The organism is Streptomyces sp. NPDC057854, assembly GCF_042797055.1.
Taxonomy (GTDB): Bacteria; Actinomycetota; Actinomycetes; order Streptomycetales; family Streptomycetaceae; genus Streptomyces.
The window spans coordinates 63,228-89,736 of sequence record NZ_JBHVMF010000022.1 but is presented as its reverse complement, the minus strand read 5'-3'; the positions used below and the strand labels follow the sequence as shown (position 1 = coordinate 89,736).

Genomic DNA, 26,509 nt, shown 5'->3' with positions numbered 1-26,509 from the left:
ACCGGAGACGGAGAGGCGGCAGCATGAGCACCATCGAGCTCACCAAGGACAACTTCGACGAGGTCGTGAGCGGGAACGACTTCGTCCTGATCGACTTCTGGGCTTCCTGGTGCGGTCCGTGCCGTCAGTTCGGCCCGGTCTACGAGGCGGCGTCCGAGCGCCACCAGGACCTGGTCTTCGCCAAGGTCGACACCGAGGCGCAGCAGGAGCTGGCCGCCGCGTTCGAGATCCGGTCGATCCCGACGCTGATGATCGTCCGCGACAACGTGGCCGTCTTCGCGCAGCCGGGCGCGCTGCCGGAGGCCGCGCTGGAGGACGTCATCGGCCAGGCGCGGAACCTCGACATGGACGAGGTCCGCAAGGCCGTCGCCGCGCAGCAGTCCTCGTCGCAGTGACGCGAACACGGCCTTCGGGCCCGTGACACGTGTGAGCCCCCGCTCAGGCGGGGGCTCACACGTGTCCGTGGGGCCTGGCGCGTCAGCGCTCCAGGACCAGGGCCAGGCCCTGCCCGACGCCGATGCAGAGGGCGGCGAGGCCGGTGCCGGAGCCGGCGGCGGCGAGCTGGTGGGCGACGGAACCGGCGAGGCGGGCGCCGGAGGCGCCCAGCGGGTGGCCGAGGGCGATGGCGCCGCCGCGGGGGTTGACGACGGCGGGGTCGAGTTCCGGCCACTCGGCGAGGCAGCCGAGGGCCTGCGCGGCGAACGCCTCGTTCAGCTCGAAGGTCGTCAGGTCGGCGAAGGAGCGGCCGGCCTTGGCGAGGGCGCGGCGCACCGCCTCGACCGGGCCGAGGCCGAAGAGCTGGGGCTCGATGCCGGTGACGGCGGAGGCGCGGACGCGGGCGAGCGGTTCGCGGCCGGTGGCGCGCAGGCCGTCCTCGTCGACGAGGAGGAGGGCGGCGGCGCCGTCGTTGAGCGGGGAGGCGTTGCCGGCGGTGACGGTGCCGCCGTCGGGCCGGAAGGCGGGCTTGAGGCGGCCGAGCGCCTCCAGGGAGGTGTTCTCGCGGACGCATTCGTCGCGGTCGAGGTCGGCGCCGGGGTACGGGACGACCTCGTCGTCGTACAGGCCCTTGGCCCACGCCTCGGCGGCCTTGCGGTGGCTGTCGAGGGCGAAGGCGTCCTGCCGGTCGCGGCCGATGCCGTGCTTGTCGGCGACGAGTTCGGCGCCCTCGCCGAGGGAGACGGTCCAGTCGGCGGGCATCCGGGGGTTGGTCATGCGCCAGCCGAGGGTGGTCGAGTGGAGCTGCTGGTGGCCGGCGGGGAAGGCGCGTTCGGGCTTCTGGAGGACCCAGGGGGCCCGGGACATCGACTCGACGCCGCCGGCGATCGCCACGGAGGCGTCGCCGAGGGCGATGGCGCGGGCGGCCTGGATCACGGCCTCCAGGCCGGAGCCGCAGAGCCGGTTGACCGTGACGCCGGGGACGCTGACGGGGAGCCCGGCGAGCAGCACGGCCATGCGGGCCACGTCGCGGTTGTCCTCGCCGGCGCCGTTGGCGTCGCCGAAGTAGACGTCGTCGACGCGGGCCGGGTCCAGGTCCGGGGTGCGGTCGACGAGGGCCTTGACGACGTGGGCGGCGAGGTCGTCCGGCCGTACGGAGGCGAGGCCGCCGCCGAACTTCCCGATCGGGGTGCGGACGGCGTCGACGATGTACACGTCGCGGATGCTCATCGGTTCTCTCCCGGGTGACCGGCGGACGACTCTGTTCGCCTGGTGAAAGAAGTTTCGCGCTCCTGCGCGCGCAGAGTTTGGGCCCGCCGGTCCGCCCTGTCAACGGGCCCCCTCCCCGAACCGCCCGGTATCGGTCGGCGCCGGGCGGAGAGGACCGGCCCTCCGCGCGGTCCCGTCACTCCGTCGCCGCGTCCCGCACCAGGGCCACCAGGCCGTAGTCGAGCTCGCGGCCGTCGACCAGCAGGGCCTCGACCGTGCGGGTCTCCGGGTCGACGTCGGCGACGATGCCGTGACCTTCGTAGATCGGGTATCCGGACGCGCCCTGGCGGCCGGTGCGCTCCACCACGGCGGACCGGACCGCGCTGTCGGCGACGCCGGCGCCGCCCCGGTCCTCGACGTGGGCGGGCACCAGGAGGATCTCGTAACGGTTCGGGTGAGTGCTCATGTTCCCGACGCTAAGCGCTCAGCTGGACTCCCGCCGGACGACCCGCGAGTCCAGGAGGGCGCGCGGGGCGGTCGCCCCGGCGACGCCGTTCACCGCGTCGTCGACCAGCCGGGCCAGTTCGTGCCCGGGCATCATGTCGACGCGCACGGTGGTCAGGCGGGGGCGGAGCAGGCGGCCGAGGAGGAGGTCGTCGGCGCCGACGACGGCGGTCTCGTCGGGGACGGTCGTGCCGGCGTCCTGGAGGGCGCGCATCAGGAGCATGGCGTACTCGTCGTTGTACGCGAAGACGGCGTCGAGGGCGAGGCGGGGCCAGCGCCCGGCCAGCTCCTCGGCGGACTCCTCGGTGTACGAGAGGGGCAGGGGTACGACGGTGGCGCGGGCGGCCTCGGCGGCGCGGCGGGCGCCCTCGAGGCGGGGCCCGGAGAACATGCCGAGCCCCGGCTCCTCGGGGACGACGACGCCGATCCTGCGGCGGCCGGTGGCGATCAGGTGCTCGACGGCGACGGCGCCGATGCGCGACTGGTCCAGCACGAGGGAGTGGGTGCCGTCCGCCGGCCGGGTCCCGACGGTGAGCACCGCCTTGACGCCGGAGCGTCGCAGGATGTCCACGGCCTCGGGCGTCATCTCGACCTCGCCGGTCGAGACGACGGCGGCGGGGCGCAGCTCGGCCCACGCGCGGGCGGCGTCCTCGGGGGCGAGACCGACGCTGCCGTACTGGACGACGGTGTAGTCGAGGCGGCGCAGGGCCCACTGGAGGTCGTGGTGGAAGCGGCTGTAGAGCGGGCCGACGGGCACGTGCGCGGCGGGCAGGAGGACCATCCGGCTGTGTCCGGCGCGCAGGGTGCGGGCGGCGGCGTGGGGGACGTAGCCGAGTTCGCGGGCCGCCTCGCGGACCCGTTCGCGGGTCGGTTCGCTGATGCGGACGGCCGAGGTGTTGTTCAGCACGTAGCTGACGGTGGCCCGGGAGACGCCGGCGAGGCGGGCCACGTCCGCGCTGGTCGGTACGGAACGGGCGGGGGCACGGCCCGGGGGGCCGTCGGCAGGCTGTTCGATCGGCTGGCTCATCGCTTCGGCATCTTTCCAGAAGAATCCCGGCGCGGGTCTGGCGGATGGCCGGAAGTGAGTGCTACACAATGCTGACACGCGTCACTGACACGTGTCACTCCCCCCGAATCATCCGCTCACCGCCCCCTCGTCGGGCGTTCTCCCCTGGAGGGCACTGTGGCCCTTTCCTCTCCCGGAACCGGAGCCGGAGCCGAGACCGGAGCCGAGACCGGAGCCGAGACCGGAGCCGAGACCGGAGCCGGCGGCGGCACCGGTTCCGCCGCCGCGGGCCCGGGCCCCGGCTCCGCCGCCGGCCCTCGGGCCACCCGCGGTCTGCTGCCGCTGCTCCTCCTCGGCAACACCTCCCTGTACGCCCTCTACATCGGCGTGCCCGGGCTGCTGCTCGCGCTCCAGATCGAGGCGATCGACCCGGCCGACAAGGTGGCGAACTTCGGTCTCGTCTCCGGCATATCCGCGATCTTCGCGACCGTCTTCAACCCGGTCGCCGGGGCGCTCTCCGACCGCTCGGGGCGCCGCAACCCCTGGATCCTGGCCGGCGGTCTGCTCGCCGTGCCGGTGATGCTGCTGCTCGGCAGCGTGCACACGATCCTGCTGGTCACCATCGCCTGGTGTCTGGGACAGGCGGTGCTGAACGTCTACCAGGCCGCCCTCACCTCCGTGGTGCCCGACCGGGTGCCGTTCGGCTCGCGCGGGAAGGCGTCGGCGGCCGTCGGCCTCGGCCTGCCGATCGGCTCCACGGTCGGCGCCCTGGTCGGCGCGGCGTTCTCGGACGACTACCGGACGGGGTACCTGGTCTTCGGCGCGGTCGTCGCCGTCACCGCGGTCGTCTTCACGTCGCGCGCCCGCGAGGAGCGGATGCCCGCCCGGGCGCCGATGCCGGTCACGGCGCAGATCGCCGCCTTCGGCAGCGCCCTGAAGGACCACGACTTCCGCTGGGCGTTCATCGGCCGGGCCCTGCTGGTCCTCGGCTACTTCGCGGTGGCCGGCTTCCAGCTGTACATCCTCAAGGACCACACCGTCCTGCCGGCCGGGCTGTCGGCCGAGGAGGCCGTGGCCGTCCTGATGCCGGTGAACTCCGTCGCGATGATGGTCTCCACGGTCCTCGGCGGCTGGCTGTCGGACCGCTTCGACCGGCGCAAGCTGTTCGTCGGCGCCTCGGCGGCGCTCGCCGCCGCCGCCCTGCTGATCCCGGCGGTCTCCACCAGCTGGACCGCGATGCTCGTCTTCTCGGTCGTCAACGGCCTCGGCTTCGGCTGCTACATGGCCGTGGACACGGCCCTGGTGACGATGGTCCTGCCGAAGGCGGAGGACGCGGCCCGCGACATGGGCGTCCTGAACGTCGCCAACGCGGGACCGCAGATCGTGGCGCCGTTCGTCGCCTCCGCGGTGGTCTCGATCGGCGGCGGCTACACCCCGCTGTTCCTCCTCGCGGCGGTCCTCTCGATCCTGGGCGCCCTCGCGGTCCGCCCGATCCGCTCCGTACGCTGATCAAGCCGCCCGCCAACCCCCTGCGGGCCGCGCCCTTCTGACGTACCGTTCGGGCATGGACGAGTCGACGGACAGCTCGATGACGGGACTGCTCGGCCGGGTGACCGGGACCATCGGGCCCGGGCTCGTCGGCGAGGTGATCATCCGGATCCGCGGCGGCGCCGAGCACTTCCTCGCCTACGCCGCCTCCCCGAAGCAGCGGATCGAGGTCGGCTCCCTCGTCACCGTCGTGGAACACCTCCCTCCGCGCACCGTCTACGTCACAACCGTGTACGACCTCTGACACGACGTCCGGCACGACGGTTGAGCCGCGTCCCTCCCGGGCGCACACTCCCCTCACCGGGTCCGCACGGCCCCGGTGAAGGGGGACCTTGCCCATGGGCATCGGCATTCTGGCGGGCGCCGTCGTCGGTTCGCTCGTCGTCCTGATCGTCCTGTTCAAGATGATGTGGCGCGTCGCGGAACCCAACGAGGCGCTCATCATTTCCGGTTCCAACCACAAGAACGAGGGCCTCGGCGAGGGCATGGGGTTCCGCATCGTCACCGGCCGCGGCACCCTCGTGGTGCCCGGCGTGCAGGCGGTGCGGAAGCTGTCGCTGGACCTCAACGAGACCCAGTTGCAGGTCGAGTGCGTCACCCACCAGGGCATTCCGCTCAAGGTCCGGGGTGTGGTGATCTTCAAGGTGGGCGACGACTTCGTGTCGATCGCGAATGCCGCCCGCCGCTTCCTCGACCAGCAGAAGCTGATGAGCGAGCGGGTGCACATCGTCTTCGCCGGTCATCTCCGCGCCATCGTCGGCGGGTTGACCGTCGAGGACATGATCCGTGACCGGGAGAAGCTGACCGGGCAGGCCCGTTCGGCCTGTGGCACGGAGATGGAGAAGCTCGGCCTGATCGTCGACTCGCTCCAGATCCACGAGATCGAGGACCCGACCGGCTACATCAGGAACCTCGCCGCCCCGCACGCGGCGGCCGTCCAGCGCGACGCCCGGATCGCGCAGGCGGAGGCCAACCGGCGGGCGACCGAGGCCGAACAGCAGGCCGCCGCCCGGATGTCGGAGGCCACCCGCGACAGCGAGATCCTCCAGGCCGGCTACCAGGCGGAGCGGGACCAGGCCAGCGCCCGCGCCCGGCAGGCCGGTCCGCTCGCCGAGGCCGCCTCCCGCCAGGAGGTCGTCGTCCAGGAGACCCGGGTCGCGGAGCTGGAGGCGCACCGCAAGGAGCAGCAGCTCCAGGCGGACGTCCGCAAGCCGGCCGACGCGCTGGCCTACGAGACCCGGACGCTGGCCGAGGCCGAGCGCGACGCCCGGATCTCGGCCGCCCAGGCCAAGGCCCGCGAGACCGAACTGGCCAGCGCCGCGGCGGCGACGGCCACCCGGGTCACCGGCGAGGCCGAGGCGGAGGCGGCCCGGGCGAAGGGGCTCGCGGTGGCCGAGGCCACCCGGGCGAAGGGCCTGGCCGAGGCCGAGTCGATCAAGGCGCGGGCGGCGGCGCTCGCGGAGAACCAGGAGGCCGTGGTCGCCCAGCAGCTGGCCGAGAAGTGGCCGGAGATCGTCGAGGCGGGCGCGTCCGCCTTCGGCAACGTGGACCAGATGGTCCTGCTGAACGGCGCCGACGGCATGGCCGACATGTTCGCCAAGGCGCTGACCATGGGCGGCACGGGCCTCGGTCTGGCCCGCCAGCTCCTGGCCACCATGGGCCCGGCCTCCCCGGCCGCCCAGCCCGCTGCCGCCCCGGCCGCCCCGGCCGTGCCGGCGGCGCGCGGCGGCGAGAAGGAGGTGACGAGGGCCGAGATCACCGTCGACGACGCGTGAGACGAGCCCTGCCCCTCGGTACGCAGGACGGGCCCGGCGCCGTGATGGCGCCGGGCCCGTCCCGTGACCCCGCGATCCCCGCGTACCCCGCGCGACCGCTCACCACCCCGTTCGCCGCGCGGTCAGTTGTGGCCGAACCGGCGCTCTCTGCGGTGGGACGGCGTGTCGATGAGGGACTTCGGCGACTCGGCGGCGGCCGGCGTCCCGCGCTTCTCCTTGGCGGACGTGGTGTCGCGGTGCTCGTGGCCGCCCGTGCGGGCGCCCTTGTTCACCCGGGTCTGCTTCTTGCCCACGATCAGTGCCTCCCGTGCGACGGCTCTCGGACGCGAGTCCGTGTCCTTTCAGGCTCGCACGGGCGTACGGAGCGCGCATGGCGGGACGGGTCAGGCGGCGGGCGCCAGGACCCTGCGGAAGGCGGCGAGCGTCGGGGTGCCCGAGGTCCGGTCCAGGACGGCGAAGACGGTCTCGTCGAAGTGGCCGGCGAACCGTCCGTCCCCGGTCAGCAGCGCCTTGAAGGCGCCCGCCACCTCCGCCGGGTCGTTCTGGAAGACGCCGCATCCCCAGGCTCCCAGCACGAGGCGGCGGTACCCCTCGGCCGCGGCCGTCTCCAGCACCCGCTCCGCGCGGGAGGCGAGGGCGGCGGGGAGCCGGTGGGCCAGCTCGGGGTTCCGGCGGCGGACGACGCCGGCGTTCGGCGCGGGCGAGGTCAGGAAGCCGACGGTGAAGGGGTCGGCGAGCAGCGCCCCTCGGTCGTCGCGGAAGACGGGCACCCGCGGCGAGTGGATCACCCGGTCGGTGTAGAAGGCGTCCCGCTCCGCACGGTGGTGCGCGTAGTAGGCGGGGGCGCGGAGCAGGGTGGCGTGCAGGGCGGAGGAGCGGCACAGGGCCTCCTCCTGGGCCTGGGCCCCGTTGAGGTAGCCGCCGCCGGGGTTGCGGGCGGAGGCGAAGTTCAGGACGGCGACCGGGCCGCCGGGGTCGGCGGCGGTCATCCGGCGGGCGGCGGCGAGGCTGCTCTCGCCGGTGACCTCGATCCGGCCGGGACGGTCGATGCCGGGGGTGACGGGGACGGGGGCGGGGCCGTGGAGACGGGTTCCGGCCAGGGCGGCGGCCAGGTCCTCGCGGAGGGAGACGGTCCGCCCGTCGGGGGCGGTGTAGGAGCCCGCGGCGACGATCGCCTCGGTCTGCCGCGCGATCTCGCGCAGTCGTGCACTCATGCGGTGCAGGATGATCGTTTCCGCACGGCCGGGACAAACGATTTTCCGGAGCGGGTGCCCCTCTGGGGTCCGCCCCGGTGTCCCTCCGGCGTCCACCAGGAGACCGTCCGGCGCCCACGGGATGACTGCCGGGCGTCCGTGCGGACGCCCGGGCCGGGAGGCGCCGGGCCGGGGGGCGTTTTACGGACGTCCGGGAGCACGGGAGGCGCGCGCGGGGGCGCGCAGGCGCTCTTGCACGCCGCCCGGCGGTGGCTTTAGGTGGAAGGCAGCGGCTTCCCGACCGGTTCCGCGACCAGCACCTGGAGGTGCACGGATGACGCCCAGCGGCACCCCGCGCGGCGGACCGCCCCTCACCGAGGAGGCGGCCGAGGATCTGCTGCGCTGTATCTGTTTCAAGACCGGCCCGCCCCGGACCGTGGGGGCGGAGCTGGAATGGCTCGTCCACGACCTGCGCGACCCGCGCGAGCCGGTGCCCCCGTCCCGGCTGGCGTCCGCGCTCGACGCCGTACGGTCCGTGCCGCTGGTGTCGGCGCTCACCTTCGAACCCGGCGGGCAGCTGGAGCTCAGCTCGCGTCCGGCCGGTTCTCTCATGGAATGCCTGGACTCGCTCGCCTCCGACCTGGCGGCGGTGCGCTCGGCGCTGGGCCCGCTCGGCCTGACGCTGAGCGGGTACGGGGTCGATCCGTGGCACGCGCCGCGCGAGCGGGTGCTGCGGGAGCCGCGGTACGACGCGATGGAGACGGCCCTCGCCCGGACCGGTCCGGCGGGCCGGGCGATGATGTGCGAGTCGGCCTCGGTGCAGGTCTGCCTGGACGCCGGCCACGAGGAGCCGGGCCCGCTCGGCTATCTGCGCCGCTGGGAGCTGGCGCACCTGTTCGGCGCGGTGCTGGTGGCGGTCTTCGCCAACTCGCCGCAGCACGGCGGGCGGCGGACCGGCTGGCGCTCCACCCGGCAGTCGCTGTGGGCGGAGCTGGACCCGCGGCGGACGCTGGCGCCGCCGGCGGACGGCGATCCGCGCGCCGCGTGGACCGCGCACGTGCTGGACACCCCGGTGCTGTGCGTGCGCGCGGACGAGGGCCCGTGGCTGGTGCCGGAGGGGCTGACCTTCCGGGAGTGGCTGCGGACCGGGCTGCCGCGTCCGGCCGACGCGGACGACCTGCGCTACCACCTGACGACGCTGTTCCCGCCGGTCCGGCCGCGCGGCCACCTGGAGCTGCGGATGATCGACGCGCAGCCGGGCGCGGACGGCTGGATGGTGCCGGTGGCGCTGACGACGGCGGTCTTCGAGGACGCCGAGGCGGCCGAGGCGGTGTGGCGGGCGGTACGGCCGCTGGCCGGGCCGGCCGGGGCGGAACCGGCGCCCCGGAACGCGCTGTGGCGGCGGGCGGCCCGCGACGGGCTCACCGACCCCGCTCTGCGCGCCGCCGCCCGCGAGGCCTTCGCGGCGGCCCGCCCCGCGCTGCGGCGGATCGGCGCGGGCGAGCAGGTGCGGAAGGCCGTGGACGCCTTCCGGGAACGGTACGTGGATCCCGGGTGCTGCCCGGCCGACGAACTCCAGGTGATGACGTCATGACCGGCACGAAGGCGACGACCGGCACCACCGGCGCGGACGGCACCGGCACCGCCGCCACCGGCCCCGCTGCGGTGGACGCGGAGGCGCTGCGGACCCGCGCGCTGGCCGCGCTCAGCGCCGCCCGGGACCGCACCCGGCTGCTCACCGACAGCGTGGACGACGGCGAACTCACGGCCCAGCACTCGCCGTTGATGTCCCCGCTGGTCTGGGACCTGGCGCACATCGGGAACCAGGAGGAGCTGTGGCTGTGGCGGGAGGTCGCGGGCCGGGAGGCGCTGCGGCCGGAGATCGACCCGCTGTACGACGCGTTCGCGCACCCGCGCGCCGAACGTCCCTCGCTCCCCCTGCTGTCGCCCGCCGAGGCCCGGTCGTACACCGCCGACGTACGCACCCGGGTGCTGGACGTGCTCGCCGGGGCCCGGATGGACGGGTGTCCGCTGCTCGACGCGGGCTTCGCCTTCGGGATGATCGCCCAGCACGAACAGCAGCACGACGAGACCATGCTGATCACCCATCAGCTGCGGAAGGGTCCGGCCGCGCTGACCGCTCCCCCGCCGCCGGTCCATCCCTCGGGGCCGCTCCCTGCGGAAATCCTCGTGCCCGGCGGACCGTTCACCATGGGCACCTCGGACGAGCCGTGGGCGCTCGACAACGAACGCCCCGCGCACACCCGTACCGTCGCCGCCTTCCACATCGACACCGTGCCGGTCACCAACGGCGCCTATCTGGCGTTCATGGCGGACGGCGGCTACACCGACCGGCGGTGGTGGCACCCGGAGGGGTGGGAGCGGATCCGCGAACACGACGTCGTGGCACCGCTGTTCTGGCGGCAGGAGGGCGGGCAGTGGCTGCGCCGCCGGTTCGGGGTGACCGAGCCGGTGCCGGAGGACCAGCCCGTGGTGCACGTGAGCTGGTACGAGGCGGACGCCTACGCGCGCTGGGCGGGCCGGCGGCTGCCGACGGAGGCGGAGTGGGAGAAGGCGGCGCGGCACGACCCGGTGACCGGCCGTTCCCGCCGCTACCCGTGGGGCGACGCCGACCCCGGCCCGGACCACGCCAATCTCGGCCAGCGGCACCTGCGGCCCGCGCGGGCCGGGAGCTATCCGGCGGGCGCCTCGCCGCTCGGGGTGCGGCAGCTCATCGGCGACGTGTGGGAGTGGACGGCGAGCGACTTCCTGCCGTACCCGGGCTTCCGCGCCTTCCCGTACAAGGAGTACTCCGAGGTGTTCTTCGGGCCGGAGTACAAGGTGCTGCGCGGCGGCTCGTTCGCCGTGGACGCGGTCGCCTGCCGGGGCACCTTCCGCAACTGGGACTATCCGGTGCGGCGGCAGATCTTCGCCGGCTTCCGCACCGCGCGCTCCGCGGAGCTCGACTGATGTGCCGTCACATCGCCTATCTCGGCGACCCGGTGGCACTCGGCGAGGTGCTGGTCCGGCCACCGCACGGACTGGTGCGGCAGGCGTGGGCGCCGCGCACGCAGATCAGCGGCGTGGTGAACGCGGACGGCTTCGGCGTCGGCTGGTACGCGGACGGGGATCCGGTCCCGGCCCGGTACCGGCGCGCGGGGCCGATCTGGGGCGACCTGTCCTTCCTGGACCTGGCCCGGGTGGTGCGCAGCCGGGCCCTGCTCGGCGCGGTGCGGGGGGCGACGCTGCCGGGCGCGGACGGGGAGGCCGCGGCGGCGCCGTTCGGCTCCGGGCCGTGGCTCTTCAGCCACAACGGGGCGGTGCCGGGCTGGCCGGAGGCGCTGACGGCGCCGGCCGCGGGGCTGTCGGCGGCGGAGCTGCTGGCGCTGGAGGCGCGGACGGACTCGGCGCTGCTGTGGGCGCTGGTCCTGCACCGGCTGCGGGCCGGGCAGGCGCCGGGGGACGCGCTCGCCGGGACGGTGCTGGCGGCGGCCGAGGCCTCGCCGGAGGCGCGGCTCAACCTGCTGCTGACCGACGGGGAGCAGGTCGCGGCGACGGCGTGGGGGAACAGCTTGTGGTGTCTGTCGGGTCCCGGCCTGGTGGTCGTGGCCTCCGAACCGTTCGACGACCGTCCGGACTGGCGGGAGGTGCCCGAGCGCACGCTCGTCACCGCGTCCCGTACCGAGGACGTCGTCCTCACCCCGCTCAAGGAGCCGACCGCGTGAGCACGTTCCAGCTGACCCGCACCCTCGCCCCGGACGCCGCCGCCGCCGATCTGCGCGCCGACGTGCTGAAGGGCCTGACCCGCTCGCCGAAGGAGCTGCCGCCGAAGTGGTTCTACGACGCGCGGGGCAGCGAGCTGTTCGACGAGATCACCCGGTTGCCGGAGTACTACCCGACGCGCGCGGAGCGGGAGATCCTGGTCGCGCGGGCGCCGGAGATCGCGGCGGCGACCGGGGCCCGGACGCTGGTGGAGCTGGGGTCGGGGTCGTCGGAGAAGACCCGGTTCCTGATCGACGCGCTGCGGCCGGGCCTCGCCGCGTACGTGCCGGTGGACGTGAGCGAGTCGGCGCTGACGGGCGCGGCGGAGGCGCTGCTGGCGGACCGGCCGGAGCTGCGGGTGCACGCGATGGTCGCGGACTTCACACGGGGGCTCGCGCTGCCGGAGACGCCGGGGCCGCGGCTGGTGGCGTTCCTGGGCGGGACGATCGGCAATCTGCTGCCGGACGAGCGGCGGGAGTTCCTGCGCTCGGTGCGGGCGATGACGGCGCCGGGTGACGGGTTCCTGCTGGGCACGGACCTGGTGAAGGACGAGGCGACCCTGGTGGCCGCGTACGACGACGCGGCCGGGGTGACGGCGGAGTTCAACAAGAACGTGCTGGCGGTGATCGACCGGGAGCTGGGGGCGGACGCGGATCCGGCCGACTTCGACCACGTGGCCCGGTGGGACCGGGAGCGGGAGTGGATCGAGATGCGGCTGCGGGCGCGGCACGCGTTGACCGTGAAGATCCCCGAGCTGGATCTGATGGTGCCGTTCGAGGAGGGCGAGGAGCTGCGGACGGAGGTGTCGGCGAAGTTCCGTCAGGAGGGGGTGCGGGCGGAGCTGGCCGGGGCCGGGTTCGAGCTGTCGCGGTGGTGGACGGACGGCGAGGGCCGGTTCGCGCTGTCGCTGGCGACGGCGCGGTAGAAGGCGGGGGCGGCCGGGGCGGCGGGCTGCCGGGGTACGGCGGTGAGCCGCGGCGGCTGCCGGTGGACGGCGCGCTGCGCGGCGGCGGCGAGGGCCCGGCGGTCCGGGTGCCGGACCGGGGAGAGCGGGTCCAGGATCCGCAGCTCGGCGGTGAGTCCCGGTGTCCGCGCGACCCGCCACAGCGACGCGCCCAGCGGGTCGTCGCCCACGTACGCGGCCGTCCCGCGGGGCCGGTAGTCGATCCGTACCGGCTGGACGTCGGTGCCGGTGTCGACGGCCGCCTGGAAGAGGGCGGGGCGGAACCGGCCGCCGGCCCGGCCGCACCAGGTGGAGCCCTCGGGGAAGGCGGTCACCCGGCCGCCGGCGGCCAGCGCGTCCGCGACCTCCCGCACGGTGCCGGGCAGCCGGCGCAGGCCGTCGCGGTCGATGAAGAGGGTGCCGCCGAGGGCGGCGAGCACGCCGAGCACGGGCCAGTCGCGGACCTCCCGTTTGGCGATCATCCGCCCGGGCAGGACGGCGGCGACGAGCGGGATGTCCAGCCAGGAGACGTGGTTGGCGACCACGAGGGCGGGCCGGCCGGGCGGCGGCGGGGTTCCGGTGACGACCGTGCGGACGCCGAAGGCGCGGACGACCGCGCGCGTCCAGAGCCGTACGAGCGCGAGCCTGCCGGCGGCGGGCAGCAGGCCGGCCGCCGGCGACAGCACCACGCCGAGGAGGACGGTCGCGAGCCCGGCCGCCAGGCGGGCGCAGGCCAGCGGCGCCGGCACGGGCCGGGCCGACCCGGCGCCGGGGTCCGGGTGGGCCGCGCAGTGGTGGCCCGGGGTGCACGGCGCCGTGGGCAGCCACGGCGAGGGGTGCGGGACGGCGCCGTTCACGACGCCGGGACGAGCGAGAGGAAGTGGCGCAGGTAGCGCGGGTTGGTCCGGCGGAGCGACAGCAGCACGTACAGGTCGGCGACGCCGAAGTCGGGGTCGTGGGCGGGGGCGCCGCAGACCCAGGCGCCGAGCCGGACGTAGCCGCGGAGCAGGGCGGGCAGTTCGGTGCGGCCCTCGGGGCGGCGGACGCCGTCGGCGTTCCACAGCTTGTGCGGGGTGACCCAGTACTCCTCGGGGGCGAGGTGCTTCGCCTTGACGGTGTCCCAGGTGGCGGCGGCCAGCGCGCCGCCGTCGGCGAGCGGGATCGAGCAGCAGCCGGCCAGCCACTCGTGGCCGGTGCGGGTCATGTAGCGGGCGAGTCCGGCCCAGATGAGGGCGATGACGGCGCCGTTGCGGTGGGCGGGGTGGACGCAGGAGCGTCCGACCTCGACGAGGTCGTGGCGGACGGGGGCGAGCCGGCTGAGGTCGAACTCGGTCTCGGAGTAGAGCCGGCCGGCGACGGCGGCGCGTTCCGGCGGCAGGATCCGGTAGGTGCCGACGACCTCTCCGGTGGTCTCCTCGCGGACCAGGAGGTGGTCGCAGTAGGCGTCGAAGGCGTCGCTGTCGAGGCCCGGCTCGGGGCCGTCGAGCCGGGCGCCCATCTCGCCGGCGAAGACCAGGTGGCGCAGGCGCTGGGCGGCCCGTACGTCGTCCTGGTCGCGGGCGAGTTCCACGACGTACCGGGGCGCGGGCGCCCCGTCCGCCGGGGTGGTGGCCGGGCCGGGCTGCGCGGGGATCGCGGCGGCGGGCTCGATGCCGGCCGGCACGGGGACGGCCGGGGCGGCGGAGTCGGCGAGCGCGGTCGGGAGTGCGGGCATGGCGGTCTCCTCCGGCGTACGGAAGGTGAAGGGTCGGCGCCGGTCCGCGAGCGGTGCGGGCCGGCACCTCGTTTCTTCCGCCGCCGGCTGGATTCGACATGACCGGCCGGGGGATCGCGGGTGTGGGAAGGCTGAATGCTCCGCGGCGCCCGCGCCGGCGCCCCGCTCCGCCGGGGCGCCGCCCGCCTACTCCGCGAGGGTGTCCGTGATGGCCTGGGAGGCGGTGCGGGCGGCCTTGCGGGCGTCCTCGCCCTCCAGGACGGCGGTCATGAAGGGCTTGATGGGGTTGTCGGCCTCGACGTCGGCCCACTGGGGGGAGTTGGGGGTGGCGCGGCCGTTGGCGGCGCCGGCGGCCATGGCCGCGGTGGCCTCCTGGCCGGAGACGACCGAGGCGAGGCTCTTCTTGTTGGGCACGTACCCCATGGCGCGGGCGAGTTCGGTCTGCCACTTGTCGCCCGCGAGCGCCTTGACGACGTCGAGGGCTTCGCTGCGGTCGGGGGCGTTGTCCGGGATGATCAGGTCGGAGCCGCCGGTGAAGACGGCGCCCGGGGTGCCGGCCTTCTTGCCGGGTATGGGGAAGTAGCCGAGCTTGTCCTTCAGGGCCGGGTTGGCCTTGAGGATGGCGGAGACGGCGCTGGGGACGGCGACGATCTGGGCGACGTCGCCGCGTGCGAAGACCTCGGCCTGCGGGGGGTTCTGCTCGTCGGCGTTCTTCGGGCCGGAGCCGAGGGACTGGAGCTGCTTGTAGAAGTCCATGCCGCGCAGGGCCGCCGCGCTGTCGAGGGTGCCGGTCCAGCCGCCGCCCTCGTCGACGGCGAGCTCGCCGCCCTCGTCCCAGATGAAGCCGGCGAGCGTGTACCAGTCCTGGCCGGCCAGGTAGATGCCCTGGGAGCCCTGCCGGTTGAGCTTCTCGGTGACGTCGAGCCATTCCGCGCGGGTGGCGGGCGGCGCGTCGACGCCGGCGGCGGCGAAGAGGTCCTTGTTGTAGATCACGATGCGGTTGGCGGCGTACCAGGGGATGCCGTACTGGGAGCCGCCGACGCTGCCGGGTTCGGCGAGGCCGGGCAGCCAGTCGTCGCCGCCGAGGTCGCGGACGGACTCCAGGGTGAGGTCGTAGAGCCGGTCGGTGTCGGCGTACTGGGCGACCTGGGTGTTGCCGACCTCGATGAGGTCCGGGCCGCCGCCGCCCTTGATGGCCTCGGTGACCTTCTTGCCGATGCCGGTCCAGTCCTGGATGGTGACGTTGAGCTCGATGTCGTCGTGCTCGTCCTCGTACGCCTCGGTGAAGCGCTTCAGGAAGTCGTCGCTGACGCTGTCCCGCATGAGCCAGATGTCGACCGTACGGGTCTGGCTCCCGGTCCCGGGCAACAGTCCGCAGCCCGCGAGGGCGAGTGCGGTGGCGGCAGCCAGCGGACATGCGAGCAGGCGGTTCTTCACTGAGGTCACCTTCGGTTCAGCACGCGGCGGTGCGGCATGGGGGCTGACCCGACGTGTGGGGGGACCGAACGGGGTGTTCGCGCGGGTATGTGGCCTGGATTCTGGTCTGGACCAACCGAGCGGTCAAGTCCCGGCCCCTCTCGTCACCGGCACACTCGGGGCGATCGGGACGGTTACCCACGGGTACGGGCGAAGGGGGCGGGGCCGCCCCCGTCGTGTCGCGCCCGGCCGCGCCCTGGGGCACGGTGGAGGAGACCCACCGACCGGCACCGAGAGGAGTCCGGCTCCCATGTCGAACCACACCTACCGCGTCACCGAGATCGTCGGCACGTCCACCGAGGGCGTCGACCAGGCCATCCGCAACGGCATCGACCGCGCCTCGCAGACGCTCCGCGGCCTCGACTGGTTCGAGGTCACCCAGGTGCGCGGGCATCTGGTGGACGGGCGGATCGAGCACTACCAGGTCGGCCTGAAGGTCGGCTTCCGGCTGGAGGACGGCGCCTGAACCGCCGGCGGACCGGGCCCCCTCCGGTCAGGTCCTGCCCTCCTCCTCCTGGGCCTCCCGCAGCGCCTCCGAGGGGGTCGCCCAGCGGGCGCGGATCACCGGGAAGCCCGCCGCCTCGGCCGCGTCGCAGACGAGTTCGTCGTCGTCGACGAGCATCCGGACCTCGCGGCCGGCGCCGATCCGCCGCAGGATCTCCACCTTGGTGATCCGCGCGGGCCGGAAGTCGCGGTGCCGCCGCATGTGGACCGGCCCCTCGGGGAGCGCCTGCGCGGCCAGCCACGCCAGCGTGTCGCGCCGGCAGCGCTCCGGACGGCCGGTCAGGTAGACGATCTCGCACTCCTCGGCCGCCGAGCGGCACAGCGCGATGCCCTCCGCCAGCGGCGGGTCGTCGGGCGCCGCCGCGGAGAAGCCGTCCCAGTCCTTGGGCCGACGCTCCAGGAAGTGCTGCCGGTGGGCGGTCGCGGCGAGCGTGTTGTCGAGGTCGAAGACGGCCAGCGGCCGGTGGTCACCTGTCACACGACCAGCCTAGGAGCCGCCACCGACATCCGCCGGGGAGGCGGCACCGGCACCGCCTGCCCCACCTGACGCGTCCGCACCTGACGTCGCGTCGGACGCCTGCCGCGCGGCGGGGAATCGGATATTGGATAAAATCTGCGGATGCAGGATCCGACCTCCGCCCACGACCCGTACGTCCGCGTCCGCGGCGCCCGCGAGCACAACCTGCGGGCCGTGGACGTCGACATCCCCCGGGACACCCTCACCGTCTTCACGGGCGTCTCCGGCTCCGGGAAGTCCTCGCTCGCCTTCGGGACGATCTACGCGGAGGCCCAGCGCCGCTACTTCGAGTCCGTCGCGCCCTACGCCCGCCGCCTCATCCACCAGGTCGGCGCGCCGAAGGTCGGAGAGATCACCGGGCTGCCGCCGGCGGTCTCGCTCGAACAGCGCCGCGCCGCCCCGAGCGCCCGCTCCTCCGTCGGCACCGTCACCACCCTGTCGAACTCGCTACGGATGCTCTACTCCCGCGCCGGCGACTACCCGCCGGGGGCGCCGCGCCTCGACTCCGACGCCTTCTCCCCCAACACCCCGGCCGGCGCCTGCCCCTCCTGCCACGGCCTCGGCCGGATCCACGAGACCAGCGAGGAGCTGCTGGTCCCCGATCCGGGGCTGTCGATCCGCGAGGGCGCCGTCGCCTCCTGGCCGGGCGCCTGGCAGGGCAAGAACCTGCGGGACGTCCTCGACGCCCTCGGGTACGACGTCGACCGGCCGTGGCGCGAGCTGGACCCCGCGGACCGGGAGTGGATCCTCTTCACCGACGAGCAGCCGGTCGTCACCGTGCACCCGGTCCGCGAGGCCGGCCGCATCCAGCGCCCGTACCAGGGCACGTACACCGGCGCCCGCCGACTCCTCCTGCGCACCTACTCGGAGTCGAAGAGCCCCGCGCTGCGAGCCAGGGCGGAACGCTTCCTCACCAGCGCCCCCTGCCCGGTCTGCGGCGGCAGCCGGCTGCGCCCGGAAGCGCTGGCCGTCACCTTCGCCGGCCGGACCGTCGCCGAGCTGGCGGCGCTGCCGCTGACCGCACTGGCCGAGGTGCTGGCCCCGGCCTCCACGCCCGGCGCCCCGGAGACCGCCCGCGTCCTCACCCGGGACCTGCTCGCCCGGATCGCCACCGTCACCGAACTGGGCCTCGGCTACCTGAGCCTCGACCGCACCACCCCCACGCTCTCCAGCGGGGAGCTCCAGCGGCTGCGGCTCGCCACCCAGCTCCGCGCCGGGCTCTTCGGCGTCGTGTACGTCCTCGACGAGCCGTCCGCCGGACTGCACCCGGCCGACACCGAGGCCCTGCTGGTGGTGCTGGACCGGCTGAAGGCGTCCGGCAACACCGTCTTCGTCGTGGAGCACCACCTGGACGTCGTCCGGCACGCCGACTGGCTCGTGGACGTCGGCCCCCGCGCCGGCGAGCACGGCGGCCGGGTCCTGCACAGCGGCCCGCCCGAACTCCTCGCGCACGTCGAGGAGTCGGCCACCCGCCGCTTCCTCTTCGACCCGGCGCCCGTCCCCGAACGGCCCGCCCTCTCCCCCACCGCGTGGCTGCGCACCGGCCCCGTCACCCGGCACAACCTCCACGGCGTCGACGCGGCCGTCCCCCGGGGCGCCCTCACCGCCGTGACCGGCGTCTCCGGCTCCGGGAAGTCGACGCTCGTCGGCGCGTTCACCGAGGAGACCGAGGGCGTCGGACGTCTGGTGACGGTCGATCAGCGGCCCATCGGGCGGACGCCGCGCTCCAACCTGGCCACGTACACCGGCCTCTTCGACGTGGTGCGCAAGCTCTTCGCGGAGACCGGCGAGGCGCGGGCCCGCGGTTACAAGGTCGGCCGGTTCTCCTTCAACGTGCCCGGCGGGCGCTGCGAGACCTGCCAGGGCGAAGGCTTCGTCTCCGTGGAGCTGCTGTTCCTGCCGAGCACGTACGCGCCCTGCCCCGACTGCCACGGCGCCCGGTACAACCCGGAGACCCTCCAGGTGCGGCTGCGGGGGCTGACCATCGCCGAAGTGCTCGACCTGTCCGTGGAGTCGGCGGCGGAGTTCTTCGCGGAGGTCCCGGCGGCGGCCCGCAGCCTGCGGACGCTGCTCGACGTCGGCCTCGGGCACCTGCGGCTCGGACAGCCCGCGACCGAGCTGTCCGGCGGCGAGGCCCAGCGGATCAAGCTGGCCTCCGAGCTGCAGCGCCCGCGCCGCGCGCACACCCTGTACGTGCTCGACGAGCCGACCACGGGCCTGCACCCGGCCGACGCGGAGGTGCTGGTGCGCCAGTTGCGCGGTCTGGTGGACGGCGGCCACACCGTGATCGTGGTGGAGCACGACATGGACGTGGCGGCCGGGGCGGACTGGGTGATCGACCTCGGTCCCGGCGGCGGCGAGGACGGCGGCCGGATCGTCGCCGAGGGCCCCCCGGGCCGGGTGGCGCGGGCGGCGGGAAGCCGCACCGCGCCGTACCTGGCCCGGGCGCTGGGCCTGGAGCGTTAGGAGCTGCGGCCCGTGGTGGAGCCGAAGCCGAGCCAGGTGTGCCGGTTGTTCCACCAGCACCAGCCGACCTTCGGCGCGTCCTTGCGCTCCTTGCCGTCCCGGCCGGTGCCGTTGCTGATCCAGATGGCCGGGGTGCGGGCGTCGAAGGCGCCGTTGGGCTTGCGCAGGCGTGAACCGATCGTCATGAAGCACCTGTTGCGCTCCAGGACCTCGGGCCGCTGGAGCAGCCAGTGGATGCCCTCGGTGAGGACGAGCGGCGTCCGGCCGGCCGCGTGGAGCGCCGGAAGGGTCTCCTCGGGGCTCCAGTTGCCCAGGTGGTCGCCCCGGTCCAGGTCGTGGACCAGGTAGAACGGGCCGTCGGGAAGGTCCACCTGCGGGGTGAAGGCGTCCACGTCGGGCATGTCGACCACGAGGAAGCCCGGCTTGTCCGCGCGGCTGAGCAGCGGGGTGAGGACGGAGGCGGGCGCGGCCTCGGGACGGACGGCGAGCAGTGCCCCGGCCGGGGCGGTGCCCGCGGCCCTCTCGGCGTAGCCGCGCAGCTCGCCGGCGTCGATGCCGGTGAGGGCGGGCACGCCGAGGGCGATCAGACGTTCGGCCTGGTCGGCGAGCGGGGGCAGCGGAAACGGGGTGGTGAAGGCGGACGGGGCGGTGGTCTGCGCGTCGGGCAAGGTTCTCCTCGGTCGGGAAGGCGTCGGCCCGGGGGTAACGGGCCGGGCCGGCGCTTTGTTCCCGGCGGGCGGGGATCTTCCGGGACCTTTCTCACTTCACCTTGCGCCGGGCCCGCAGCCACTCCTTGTTCATGGCGGCGATCGACGGCAGCGGGATGCCCTTGGGGCAGGCGGTGGCGCACTCGCCGGTGAGGGTGCAGCCGCCGAAGCCCTCGGCGTCCATCTGGGCGACCATGTCGAGGACCCGCGTCTCGCGTTCCGGGGCGCCCTGCGGCAGCACGTTGAGGTGGTTGACCTTGGCGGAGGTGAAGAGCATCGCCGAGCCGTTCGGGCAGGCGGCGACGCAGGCGCCGCAGCCGATGCACTCGGCGTGCTCGAAGGCGGAGTCGGCGTCCGCCTTCGGCACCGGGGTGGCGTGGGCCTCGGGCGCGGAGCCGGTGGCGACGGTGACGTAGCCGCCGGCCTGGATGATGCGGTCGAAGGCGGTGCGGTCGACGACGAGGTCCTTGACCACCGGGAAGGCGGCGGCGCGCCAGGGCTCGACGTCGATGGTGTCGCCGTCGCGGAAGGAGCGCATGTGCAGCTGGCAGGTGGTCGTGCGCTCCGGGCCATGGGCGTCGCCGTTGATGACGAGGCTGCACGCGCCGCAGATGCCCTCGCGGCAGTCGTGGTCGAAGGCGACGGGGTCCTCGCCGCGCAGGATGAGGTCCTCGTTGAGGGTGTCGAGCATCTCCAGGAACGACATGTCGGGGGAGATCCCGTCCACCTCGTAGGTGGCCATGGTGCCTTCGGCGCCGGCGTTCTTCTGGCGCCAGACGCGCAGGTTGAGCTTCATGCGTAGCTCCGCTGGGTGGGGTGGACGTACTCGAAGGCGAGGGCTTCCCTGTGGAGGACGGGGGCGCCGCCGGTGCCGCCGAACTCCCAGGCCGCGGCGTAGGAGAACTCCTCGTCGCGGCGGGCGGCCTCGCCGTCCGGGGTCTGGGACTCCTCGCGGAAGTGGCCGCCGCAGGACTCCTCGCGGTGCAGGGCGTCCAGGCACATCAGCTCGGCGAGTTCGAGGTAGTCGACGATCCGGTTGGCCTTCTCCAGCGACTGGTTGAACTCCTCGCCGGTGCCGGGGACCTTGATGCGCCGCCAGAACTCCTCGCGGATCTCCGGGATGCGCCGGAGCGCGGTGCGCAGGCCCTCGGCGTTGCGGGCCATGCCGCAGAACTCCCACATGAGTTCGCCGAGTTCGCGGTGGAAGGAGTCGGGGGTGCGGTCGCCGTCGACGGCGAGGAGCAGGTGGAGGCGGTCCTCGGTCTCGGCCAGGACCTCGCGGACGGCGGGGTGGTCGTCGGTGACGGGTTCGTCCGCCGGGTGGCGGGCGAGGTAGTCGTTGAGGGTGGCGGGGAGGACGAAGTAGCCGTCGGCGAGGCCCTGCATGAGGGCGGACGCACCGAGCCGGTTGGCGCCGTGGTCGGAGAAGTTGGCCTCGCCGATGGCGAACAGGCCCGGCACGGTGGTCTGGAGGTCGTAGTCGACCCAGAGTCCGCCCATCGTGTAGTGGACGGCGGGGTAGATCCGCATGGGGACCTCGTACGGGTTCTCCGCGGTGATCCGCGCGTACATGTCGAAGAGGTTGCCGTACTTGGCCTCGACGGCGGCGCGGCCCATCCGGGCGATGGCGTCGGCGAAGTCGAGGTAGACGCCCTGGCCGCCGGGGCCCACTCCCCTGCCCTCGTCGCAGACGTTCTTGGCGGCGCGGGAGGCGATGTCGCGGGGCACGAGGTTACCGAAGGAGGGGTAGATCCGCTCCAGGTAGTAGTCGCGCTCGTCCTCGGGGATCTCGGCGGCGGGGCGGGTGTCGCCCTTGGCCTTGGGGACCCAGATGCGGCCGTCGTTGCGCAGCGACTCGCTCATCAGGGTGAGCTTGGACTGGTGGTCGCCGGTGCGCGGGATGCAGGTGGGGTGGATCTGGGTGAAGCAGGGGTTGGCGAAGTACGCGCCGCGCCGGTGGGCCCGCCACACGGCGGTGGCGTTGGAGTTCATCGCGTTGGTGGAGAGGTAGAAGACGTTGCCGTAGCCGCCGGTGGCGAGGACGACGGCGTCCGCGTAGTGGGTGGTGATCGCGCCGGTGATCAGGTCGCGGGCGACGATGCCGCGGGCCCGGCCGTCGACGACGATCAGGTCGAGCATCTCGGTGCGGGCGTGCATCTCGACGTTGCCGGCGGCGATCTGCCGGGACAGCGCCTGGTAGGCGCCGAGGAGGAGCTGCTGGCCGGTCTGGCCGCGGGCGTAGAAGGTGCGGGAGACCTGGACGCCGCCGAAGGAGCGGGTGTCGAGGAGTCCGCCGTACTCGCGGGCGAAGGGGACGCCCTGCGCGACGCACTGGTCGATGATCTCGACGGAGATCTGGGCGAGCCGGTGGACGTTGGACTCGCGGGCGCGGAAGTCGCCGCCCTTGACGGTGTCGTAGAAGAGGCGGTGGATGGAGTCGCCGTCGTTGCGGTAGTTCTTGGCGGCGTTGATGCCGCCCTGGGCGGCGATCGAGTGGGCGCGGCGCGGGGAGTCCTGGAAGCAGAACTGGACGACGTGGTAGCCCTGTTCGGCGAGGGTGGCGCCGGCGGAGCCGCCGGCGAGGCCGGTGCCGACGACGATCACGCGGTGCTTGCGCCGGTTGGCGGGGTTGACGAGCTTGGCCTGGAAGCGGCGGGTGTCCCAGCGTTCGGCGATGGGGCCGGCCGGGGCCTTGGTGTCGGCGATCGGTTCGCCGACCGTGAAGTCGAGGTAGTCCATGGTCAGTTCACCACTCCGGTCATGACGCCGACGGGGACGGCGATGAAGCCCGCGGTCAGCACGAGCGCGAGGGCGTCGGCGGCGATCCGCAGGGCGCGTTCGCGCCGGGCGTTGCCGACGCCGAGGGTCTGGGCGGCGCTCCAGAAGCCGTGCCGGACGTGGAGGCCGACGGCGAGCATGGCGACGATGTAGATGACGTTGCCGTACCAGGTGGAGAAGGTGTCGATGACGTTCTGGTAGGGCCTGCCCTCCTCGAAGCCGCCGGGGTGGACGGTGCCGGTGGTGAGGTCGAGCACGTGCCAGACGATGAAGAGGCCGAGGATGATCCCGCCCCAGCGCATGGTGCGGGTGGCGTAGGAGGCGCCCTTGCGGCGGTGCGCGTAGCGGGTGGGGCGGGCCTTGATGTCGCGGCGGCTGAGCTGGTACGCGGAGACGGCGTGGGCGACGACGGCGGCGAGCAGCGTGATCCGGGCGATCCACAGGCCCCAGCCGTGGTGCAGGACGGGGGCGCCCATGACGCGCAGCCAGTGTCCGTAGCCGTTGAACTCCTCGGGGCCGAAGAAGACCTTGAGGTTGCCGGCGACGTGGGCGACCAGGTAGGCGAGCATGAGCAGGCCGCTCACGGCCATGACGGTCTTCTTGCCGAGGGTCGACGACCAGAAGCCGCGGGACGGGGTGCGGGACGGCGGGCGGGCGGGGGCCGCGTCCCGTGCGGACGCCGGGCCTCCCGCCGCGGCGGGGTCCTTGCTGGGTGCCAGAGCCATGCGGTCGACGGTAGGGCCGAAGGGCCCGAGAGGTCCAAGACATGGTCCAGCTGATCTCCATAGGCGGAACCTATCCAGGTGCTCTAGGCTGGGCTCATGCAGTTCCAGCAGCTCCTCTACTTCGTGGCCGTGGCCGAGACGCTCCACTTCACCCGGGCCGCCGAGCGCGTCCACGTCTCGCAGCCCTCGCTCTCCCAGCAGATCAAGGCGCTGGAGCAGGAGCTGGGCGCGGAGCTGTTCAGCCGGGCCCGCGGCAACATCGCGCTCACCGACGCCGGCGAGTCGCTGCTGCCGCTCGCCCGCCGGATCCTCGCCGACACCGAGACGGCCCGCCGCGAGGTGCAGGAGCTGGCCCAGCTCAAGCGCGGCCGGGTGCGGCTCGGCGCGACCCCCAGCCTCTGCACCGGCCTGCTCCCCGACGTCCTGCGCACCTTCCACGACCTGCACCCGGGGATCGAACTGCTCATCGAGGAGGGCGGCTCGCACGACCTCGTACGGGAGCTGGCCCGCGGCGCCCTCGACCTGGCGCTCGTCGTGCTCCCGCTGCCGACCCCGTCGCCGGCCCTGACCACGGTGGAGCTGCTGCGCGAGGACCTGGTGGTGGTCTCGGCCGCCTCGGCGCCGCCGCCGCGCCGCCCGGTGCGGATCACCGACCTGCGCGACCAGCCGCTGGTGATGTTCCGGCACGGCTACGACCTGCGGGAGCTGACCGTCGGCGCGTGCCGGGCGGCCGGCTTCGAGCCGACGTTCACGGTCGAGGGCGGCGAGCTGGACGCCGTCCTCGGTTTCGTCCGGGCCGGGCTCGGGCTCGCCGTCGTCCCGGCCATGGTCGCCGCCCGCGCCGGCCGCGACCTGCGGGTCACCGCCCTCGCCCGCCCCGGACTGCGCCGGACGATCGCCCTCGCCCACCGCAGCGACGTGGCCCCGCCGCGCGCCGCCCGCGAGCTCCAGAAGCTGCTGATGGCCTCCCGGCGCGGCACGCCCGCCCCGCCCGCGCCGTAGGCCCGGCGCCCGGGGAAATCCGCGTGCGGACCGGCCGGGCGGGCTGCCAGCATCGCGGGATGGACCACGTTCTCGAACGCCTGCTCGTCCGGCACACTCTGCGGCTGTCCGTCCCCGCCGGTCCGGCCGGCGACGGCGCCGCCACCGCCCTCCAGCTCGACGCCACGCTGCGCACGGCCGGCTTCGCGCTCGCCACGCCGCTGCTGCGGGAGCTGTCCGGGCGGTCCGCCGAGACCGTGGCCGAGCTGGCCGGATGGGCGCTGGCGGCGGTCCGCGAGCGGGTCGGCGACCACGTCCGGCACAACGCGTACTTCATCGACTTCCCCGCCAACGTCCCGGACACCCAGGACTTCTGGCTGGCGTGCGTCCTCCGGGCGCTCGACGACCCCGGGGCGCGGGAGGCCGTCGAGGCGCAGCTGAGCGCCGGGGTGCTGAACCTGCTGACGCTGCCCTCCTACGGCCGCTACCAGCACACGTACGAGGAACTTCTCGCCGCGCACGCCGAGTTGACGCCGTCGGACGGCGACCGGCTGACCGTGCTGCACCTGGGCGGCGCCCTCGGCGAGGAGGCCGGTGCCCTGTACCGGTCCCTCGCGGGGTCGGTGACGCCGCTGGGCGAGGAGCACCTGGCGGATCTCGCGGTGCTCGCGGAGCACTGCGCGGACGGGCCGCAGCCGGCGGAGATCCCGGTCCGGGAGAACCGGGCGGTGGTGAACGCGGCCCGGCTGCGGGCCGGCGCGGCGCCGCTGCTCGACACGGTGACGGACGTGCTGCGGCTGGCGTGCGCGCTGTCCGGCGGGGACGTGACCCTGCGCGAGTCGACCCGGTTCCGTGGCCTGTCCCGCCCGGTGCGGCGGGCCCTGCTGGCCGGCCTGGACGCCGTGGTGGCCGGGGAGCCGGCGAAGCTCGCCGACGTCGGGCCGCACCGGGAGGCGTGGAAGCGGCTCGGGGAGCGGCTGCACCCGCACGACCACCCGGCGTGGCCGCGCGCGGCCGAGGTGTTCGCGGTGGCCCGCGGCGAGCTGCGGGCGCCGTCCCTGGACGCGCGGCTGGACGCCCTGGTGGCGGAGGGCGCCGTCCCGGCGGCGGCCGAGCTGCTGGCGTCGGCCGCGCCCGGCCGGCTGTTCCGGTCGCTGGACCGGCTGCTGCGGACGGCGGCGGACGACGCCGGCCGGGAGGCTGTCCTGGCGGCGGCGGAGCGCGTCGCGCCGCGCGTGGCCGGCCGGGTCGTCCTGTCGGTGCGGGAGCACCTGCAGAACCGGCACACCGGACCGGGCGCGCGCCGGCGCCTGTTCGTGAACCGGAACGGCACCGCGTGGGTGACCGCCGACACCCGCGGGGACCTGCCGCGGGAGGTGCGGCGGCGGCTGCTCGCGCTGGTCGACGGGGAGACCCGGCGGCGGCTCCCGGAGACCGGGCGGCTGCTGGTCGACCCGGCGCTGCTGGACGTGGCGCTGCCGCTCAGCGGGCGGGCGTCCACCGGCGGGTTCGGCGTGCTGCCGCGCGGCTCCGTCTCCCCGGTCGACGGCGAGCTGCTGCGGTTCTTCATGTACTGGAAGGAGTCCGCGCGCCGGACGGACCTGGACCTGTCCGCGCTGGTCCTCGACGAGCGGTACGCGACGGTCTCCTGGCTGTCGTACACGGAGCTGACCACGGTGGAGGGCCGGCACTCCGGCGACGTCACCGAAGCCCCGGACGGCGCCTCGGAGTTCATCGAGCTGCGGCTCGGGGCGGTGCGCGGCGCCTTCGTGGTCCCGCAGGTGCACGTGTACGCGGGCGAGGACTTCGAGGAGACGGCCGAGTCGTTCTTCGGGTACATGCTCCGCGAGGGCGAGCGGGGAGGCCGTCCCTTCGAGCCGCGCACGGTCCGGATGAAGTCCGACCTGCGGGGTCCCGGGCGGGTGGCGCTGCCTGTGGCCTTCCGGCGGGACGAGGAGGGCCGGTGGCACGCGCACTGGCTGCACCTGTGCCTGCGGGGCATGCCGCACGCCAACCGGGTCGAGGACCACCGGGTCTCGCTGGCGGTCCTGCTGCGCGGAGCGGTCGAGCACGCTCCGGTGACGGTCCGTCACCTGGTGGGGCTGCTGCGGGAGTCGGGCGCCGAGGTCACGGAGTGGTCCGGCGGCGCGCTGCCGGACGAGCCGGTGACGTACCTCGGTCTGGCCCGGCCGGAGGGGCTGGCGCCGGGCTCGCGGGTGGTGACGCCGGAAAACCTGCGCGACCTGGTCCCCGCCTGAGTGCTACG

Annotated in this window: 25 protein-coding genes; 12 read left to right on the top strand and 13 right to left on the bottom strand. The window is 74.4% G+C overall.

Translation table 11 applies throughout. The features are described 5' to 3' along the window. Window positions 1-23 precede the first annotated feature (23 nt). On the top strand, window positions 24-395 hold the full coding sequence (gene trxA, locus ACFVQZ_RS27925) for a thioredoxin (protein WP_383627170.1): 372 nt from the start codon (window positions 24-26) through the stop codon (window positions 393-395). 82 nt (window positions 396-477) lie between these two features. Here trxA and ACFVQZ_RS27920 read toward each other — a convergent pair whose 3' ends face one another. The 3 genes from ACFVQZ_RS27920 to ACFVQZ_RS27910 form a co-directional block, all read right to left on the bottom strand. Next, window positions 478-1,665, bottom strand: coding sequence for a thiolase family protein (locus tag ACFVQZ_RS27920; protein ID WP_030496196.1), 1,188 nt, complete (start codon window positions 1,663-1,665; stop codon window positions 478-480). 175 nt (window positions 1,666-1,840) lie between these two features. Further along, a complete protein-coding gene (locus ACFVQZ_RS27915; RefSeq protein WP_030496197.1) occupies window positions 1,841-2,110 on the bottom strand; it encodes a hypothetical protein in 270 nt (89 codons plus the stop codon). Window positions 2,111-2,128: 18 nt separating this feature from the next. Then, the gene (locus tag ACFVQZ_RS27910; protein ID WP_383627166.1) at window positions 2,129-3,175 is read right to left on the bottom strand and encodes a LacI family DNA-binding transcriptional regulator; all 1,047 of its coding nucleotides are present in this window, start codon (window positions 3,173-3,175) and stop codon (window positions 2,129-2,131) included. A gap of 156 nt (window positions 3,176-3,331) precedes the next feature. Here ACFVQZ_RS27910 and ACFVQZ_RS27905 point away from each other — a divergent pair, with 156 nt between their 5' ends. From ACFVQZ_RS27905 to ACFVQZ_RS27895, 3 genes are all read left to right on the top strand, one after another. Continuing rightward, a complete protein-coding gene (locus ACFVQZ_RS27905; RefSeq protein WP_383627163.1) occupies window positions 3,332-4,663 on the top strand; it encodes an MFS transporter in 1,332 nt (443 codons plus the stop codon). 79 nt (window positions 4,664-4,742) lie between these two features. Then, window positions 4,743-4,946: a hypothetical protein gene (locus ACFVQZ_RS27900; RefSeq protein WP_036415664.1), complete on the top strand. Its 204-nt coding sequence runs from the start codon at window positions 4,743-4,745 to the stop codon at window positions 4,944-4,946. A 94-nt stretch (window positions 4,947-5,040) separates the two neighbouring features. Further along, the gene (locus ACFVQZ_RS27895; RefSeq protein WP_036415637.1) at window positions 5,041-6,477 is read left to right on the top strand and encodes a flotillin family protein; all 1,437 of its coding nucleotides are present in this window, start codon (window positions 5,041-5,043) and stop codon (window positions 6,475-6,477) included. Between the two features lie 122 nt (window positions 6,478-6,599). On the opposite strand, the gene ACFVQZ_RS27890 is transcribed toward ACFVQZ_RS27895, so the two are convergent. Together ACFVQZ_RS27890 and ACFVQZ_RS27885 are read right to left on the bottom strand one after the other, a co-directional pair. Continuing rightward, entirely contained in the window at window positions 6,600-6,770 is a 171-nt protein-coding gene (locus ACFVQZ_RS27890; protein WP_321193051.1) for a hypothetical protein, read from the bottom strand. Between the two features lie 90 nt (window positions 6,771-6,860). After that, on the bottom strand, window positions 6,861-7,691 hold the full coding sequence (locus ACFVQZ_RS27885; protein ID WP_383627159.1) for a TIGR02452 family protein: 831 nt from the start codon (window positions 7,689-7,691) through the stop codon (window positions 6,861-6,863). Window positions 7,692-8,004: 313 nt separating this feature from the next. On the opposite strand from ACFVQZ_RS27885, the gene egtA reads away from it, so the two are divergent. Genes egtA through egtD form a run of 4 tightly spaced genes read left to right on the top strand, consistent with a single transcriptional unit; the run spans window position 8,005 to window position 12,357 of the window. Further along, the gene (gene egtA, locus ACFVQZ_RS27880; RefSeq protein WP_383627156.1) at window positions 8,005-9,264 is read left to right on the top strand and encodes an ergothioneine biosynthesis glutamate--cysteine ligase EgtA; all 1,260 of its coding nucleotides are present in this window, start codon (window positions 8,005-8,007) and stop codon (window positions 9,262-9,264) included. Then, window positions 9,261-10,640: an ergothioneine biosynthesis protein EgtB gene (gene egtB, locus ACFVQZ_RS27875; RefSeq protein ID WP_383627154.1), complete on the top strand. Its 1,380-nt coding sequence runs from the start codon at window positions 9,261-9,263 to the stop codon at window positions 10,638-10,640. Before egtA ends, egtB begins: the two co-directional genes overlap by 4 nt. Continuing rightward, window positions 10,640-11,395, top strand: coding sequence for an ergothioneine biosynthesis protein EgtC (gene egtC, locus ACFVQZ_RS27870; RefSeq protein ID WP_383627151.1), 756 nt, complete (start codon window positions 10,640-10,642; stop codon window positions 11,393-11,395). The genes egtB and egtC overlap by 1 nt, the downstream gene beginning before the upstream one ends. Then, a complete protein-coding gene (gene egtD / locus ACFVQZ_RS27865; RefSeq protein WP_030496206.1) occupies window positions 11,392-12,357 on the top strand; it encodes an L-histidine N(alpha)-methyltransferase in 966 nt (321 codons plus the stop codon). The genes egtC and egtD overlap by 4 nt, the downstream gene beginning before the upstream one ends. On the opposite strand, the gene ACFVQZ_RS27860 is transcribed toward egtD, so the two are convergent. The 3 genes from ACFVQZ_RS27860 to ACFVQZ_RS27850 form a co-directional block, all read right to left on the bottom strand. Then, window positions 12,252-13,232 carry a lysophospholipid acyltransferase family protein gene (locus ACFVQZ_RS27860; RefSeq protein WP_383627148.1) on the bottom strand — a complete coding sequence of 327 codons (981 nt, stop codon included), beginning with the start codon at window positions 13,230-13,232 and terminating at the stop codon, window positions 12,252-12,254. The two genes, egtD and ACFVQZ_RS27860, sit on opposite strands and share 106 nt — an antisense overlap. After that, entirely contained in the window at window positions 13,229-14,089 is an 861-nt protein-coding gene (locus tag ACFVQZ_RS27855) for a GNAT family N-acyltransferase (protein ID WP_321193052.1), read from the bottom strand. The genes ACFVQZ_RS27860 and ACFVQZ_RS27855 overlap by 4 nt, the downstream gene beginning before the upstream one ends. A gap of 186 nt (window positions 14,090-14,275) precedes the next feature. After that, window positions 14,276-15,526 carry an extracellular solute-binding protein gene (locus ACFVQZ_RS27850; RefSeq protein ID WP_030496209.1) on the bottom strand — a complete coding sequence of 417 codons (1,251 nt, stop codon included), beginning with the start codon at window positions 15,524-15,526 and terminating at the stop codon, window positions 14,276-14,278. 289 nt (window positions 15,527-15,815) lie between these two features. Between ACFVQZ_RS27850 and ACFVQZ_RS27845 the strand changes: the two genes are divergently transcribed. Then, complete coding sequence (locus ACFVQZ_RS27845; RefSeq protein WP_030496210.1) at window positions 15,816-16,031, top strand: dodecin; 216 nt, start codon at window positions 15,816-15,818, stop codon at window positions 16,029-16,031. A 27-nt stretch (window positions 16,032-16,058) separates the two neighbouring features. Here the strand turns inward: ACFVQZ_RS27845 and ACFVQZ_RS27840 are convergent, their stop codons facing one another. Then, window positions 16,059-16,547, bottom strand: coding sequence for a hypothetical protein (locus tag ACFVQZ_RS27840; RefSeq protein ID WP_383627143.1), 489 nt, complete (start codon window positions 16,545-16,547; stop codon window positions 16,059-16,061). A gap of 141 nt (window positions 16,548-16,688) precedes the next feature. On the opposite strand from ACFVQZ_RS27840, the gene ACFVQZ_RS27835 reads away from it, so the two are divergent. Beyond that, window positions 16,689-19,052 carry an ATP-binding cassette domain-containing protein gene (locus ACFVQZ_RS27835; RefSeq protein WP_383627140.1) on the top strand — a complete coding sequence of 788 codons (2,364 nt, stop codon included), beginning with the start codon at window positions 16,689-16,691 and terminating at the stop codon, window positions 19,050-19,052. Here the strand turns inward: ACFVQZ_RS27835 and ACFVQZ_RS27830 are convergent. The 4 genes from ACFVQZ_RS27830 to ACFVQZ_RS27815 form a co-directional block, all read right to left on the bottom strand. After that, window positions 19,049-19,720 (bottom strand): DUF5701 family protein, encoded by a 672-nt coding sequence (locus tag ACFVQZ_RS27830; protein WP_383627137.1) that lies wholly within the window; start codon window positions 19,718-19,720, stop codon window positions 19,049-19,051. The genes ACFVQZ_RS27835 and ACFVQZ_RS27830 overlap by 4 nt on opposite strands. A gap of 91 nt (window positions 19,721-19,811) precedes the next feature. Next, entirely contained in the window at window positions 19,812-20,555 is a 744-nt protein-coding gene (locus ACFVQZ_RS27825; protein ID WP_030496214.1) for a succinate dehydrogenase/fumarate reductase iron-sulfur subunit, read from the bottom strand. Next, window positions 20,552-22,498, bottom strand: coding sequence for a fumarate reductase/succinate dehydrogenase flavoprotein subunit (locus tag ACFVQZ_RS27820; protein WP_383627133.1), 1,947 nt, complete (start codon window positions 22,496-22,498; stop codon window positions 20,552-20,554). The genes ACFVQZ_RS27825 and ACFVQZ_RS27820 overlap by 4 nt, the downstream gene beginning before the upstream one ends. 2 nt (window positions 22,499-22,500) lie before the next feature. Then, the gene (locus ACFVQZ_RS27815) at window positions 22,501-23,127 is read right to left on the bottom strand and encodes a succinate dehydrogenase (RefSeq protein WP_030496216.1); all 627 of its coding nucleotides are present in this window, start codon (window positions 23,125-23,127) and stop codon (window positions 22,501-22,503) included. Window positions 23,128-23,358: 231 nt separating this feature from the next. On the opposite strand from ACFVQZ_RS27815, the gene ACFVQZ_RS27810 reads away from it, so the two are divergent. Both ACFVQZ_RS27810 and ACFVQZ_RS27805 read left to right on the top strand, forming a co-directional pair. Next, entirely contained in the window at window positions 23,359-24,264 is a 906-nt protein-coding gene (locus tag ACFVQZ_RS27810) for a LysR substrate-binding domain-containing protein (protein WP_030496217.1), read from the top strand. Window positions 24,265-24,323: 59 nt separating this feature from the next. Further along, window positions 24,324-26,501 (top strand): hypothetical protein, encoded by a 2,178-nt coding sequence (locus ACFVQZ_RS27805; protein WP_383627131.1) that lies wholly within the window; start codon window positions 24,324-24,326, stop codon window positions 26,499-26,501. The last annotated feature ends 8 nt before the right edge of the window (window positions 26,502-26,509 follow it).

Bases quoted from the DNA above. Each gene is read 5' to 3' on its own strand.
- trxA (WP_383627170.1), top strand. From the start codon at position 24: ATGAGCACCATCGAGCTCACCAAGGACAACTTCGACGAGGTCGTGAGC.
- ACFVQZ_RS27920 (WP_030496196.1), bottom strand. From the start codon at position 1,665: ATGAGCATCCGCGACGTGTACATCGTCGACGCCGTCCGCACCCCGATC.
- ACFVQZ_RS27915 (WP_030496197.1), bottom strand. From the start codon at position 2,110: ATGAGCACTCACCCGAACCGTTACGAGATCCTCCTGGTGCCCGCCCAC.
- ACFVQZ_RS27910 (WP_383627166.1), bottom strand. From the start codon at position 3,175: ATGAGCCAGCCGATCGAACAGCCTGCCGACGGCCCCCCGGGCCGTGCC.
- ACFVQZ_RS27900 (WP_036415664.1), top strand. From the start codon at position 4,743: ATGACGGGACTGCTCGGCCGGGTGACCGGGACCATCGGGCCCGGGCTC.
- ACFVQZ_RS27895 (WP_036415637.1), top strand. From the start codon at position 5,041: ATGGGCATCGGCATTCTGGCGGGCGCCGTCGTCGGTTCGCTCGTCGTC.
- ACFVQZ_RS27885 (WP_383627159.1), bottom strand. From the start codon at position 7,691: ATGAGTGCACGACTGCGCGAGATCGCGCGGCAGACCGAGGCGATCGTC.
- egtA (WP_383627156.1), top strand. From the start codon at position 8,005: ATGACGCCCAGCGGCACCCCGCGCGGCGGACCGCCCCTCACCGAGGAG.
- egtB (WP_383627154.1), top strand. From the start codon at position 9,261: ATGACCGGCACGAAGGCGACGACCGGCACCACCGGCGCGGACGGCACC.
- egtC (WP_383627151.1), top strand. From the start codon at position 10,640: ATGTGCCGTCACATCGCCTATCTCGGCGACCCGGTGGCACTCGGCGAG.
- ACFVQZ_RS27855 (WP_321193052.1), bottom strand. From the start codon at position 14,089: ATGCCCGCACTCCCGACCGCGCTCGCCGACTCCGCCGCCCCGGCCGTC.
- ACFVQZ_RS27845 (WP_030496210.1), top strand. From the start codon at position 15,816: ATGTCGAACCACACCTACCGCGTCACCGAGATCGTCGGCACGTCCACC.
- ACFVQZ_RS27835 (WP_383627140.1), top strand. From the start codon at position 16,689: ATGCAGGATCCGACCTCCGCCCACGACCCGTACGTCCGCGTCCGCGGC.
- ACFVQZ_RS27825 (WP_030496214.1), bottom strand. From the start codon at position 20,555: ATGAAGCTCAACCTGCGCGTCTGGCGCCAGAAGAACGCCGGCGCCGAA.
- ACFVQZ_RS27820 (WP_383627133.1), bottom strand. From the start codon at position 22,498: ATGGACTACCTCGACTTCACGGTCGGCGAACCGATCGCCGACACCAAG.
- ACFVQZ_RS27815 (WP_030496216.1), bottom strand. From the start codon at position 23,127: ATGGCCGTGAGCGGCCTGCTCATGCTCGCCTACCTGGTCGCCCACGTC.
- ACFVQZ_RS27810 (WP_030496217.1), top strand. From the start codon at position 23,359: ATGCAGTTCCAGCAGCTCCTCTACTTCGTGGCCGTGGCCGAGACGCTC.
- ACFVQZ_RS27805 (WP_383627131.1), top strand. From the start codon at position 24,324: ATGGACCACGTTCTCGAACGCCTGCTCGTCCGGCACACTCTGCGGCTG.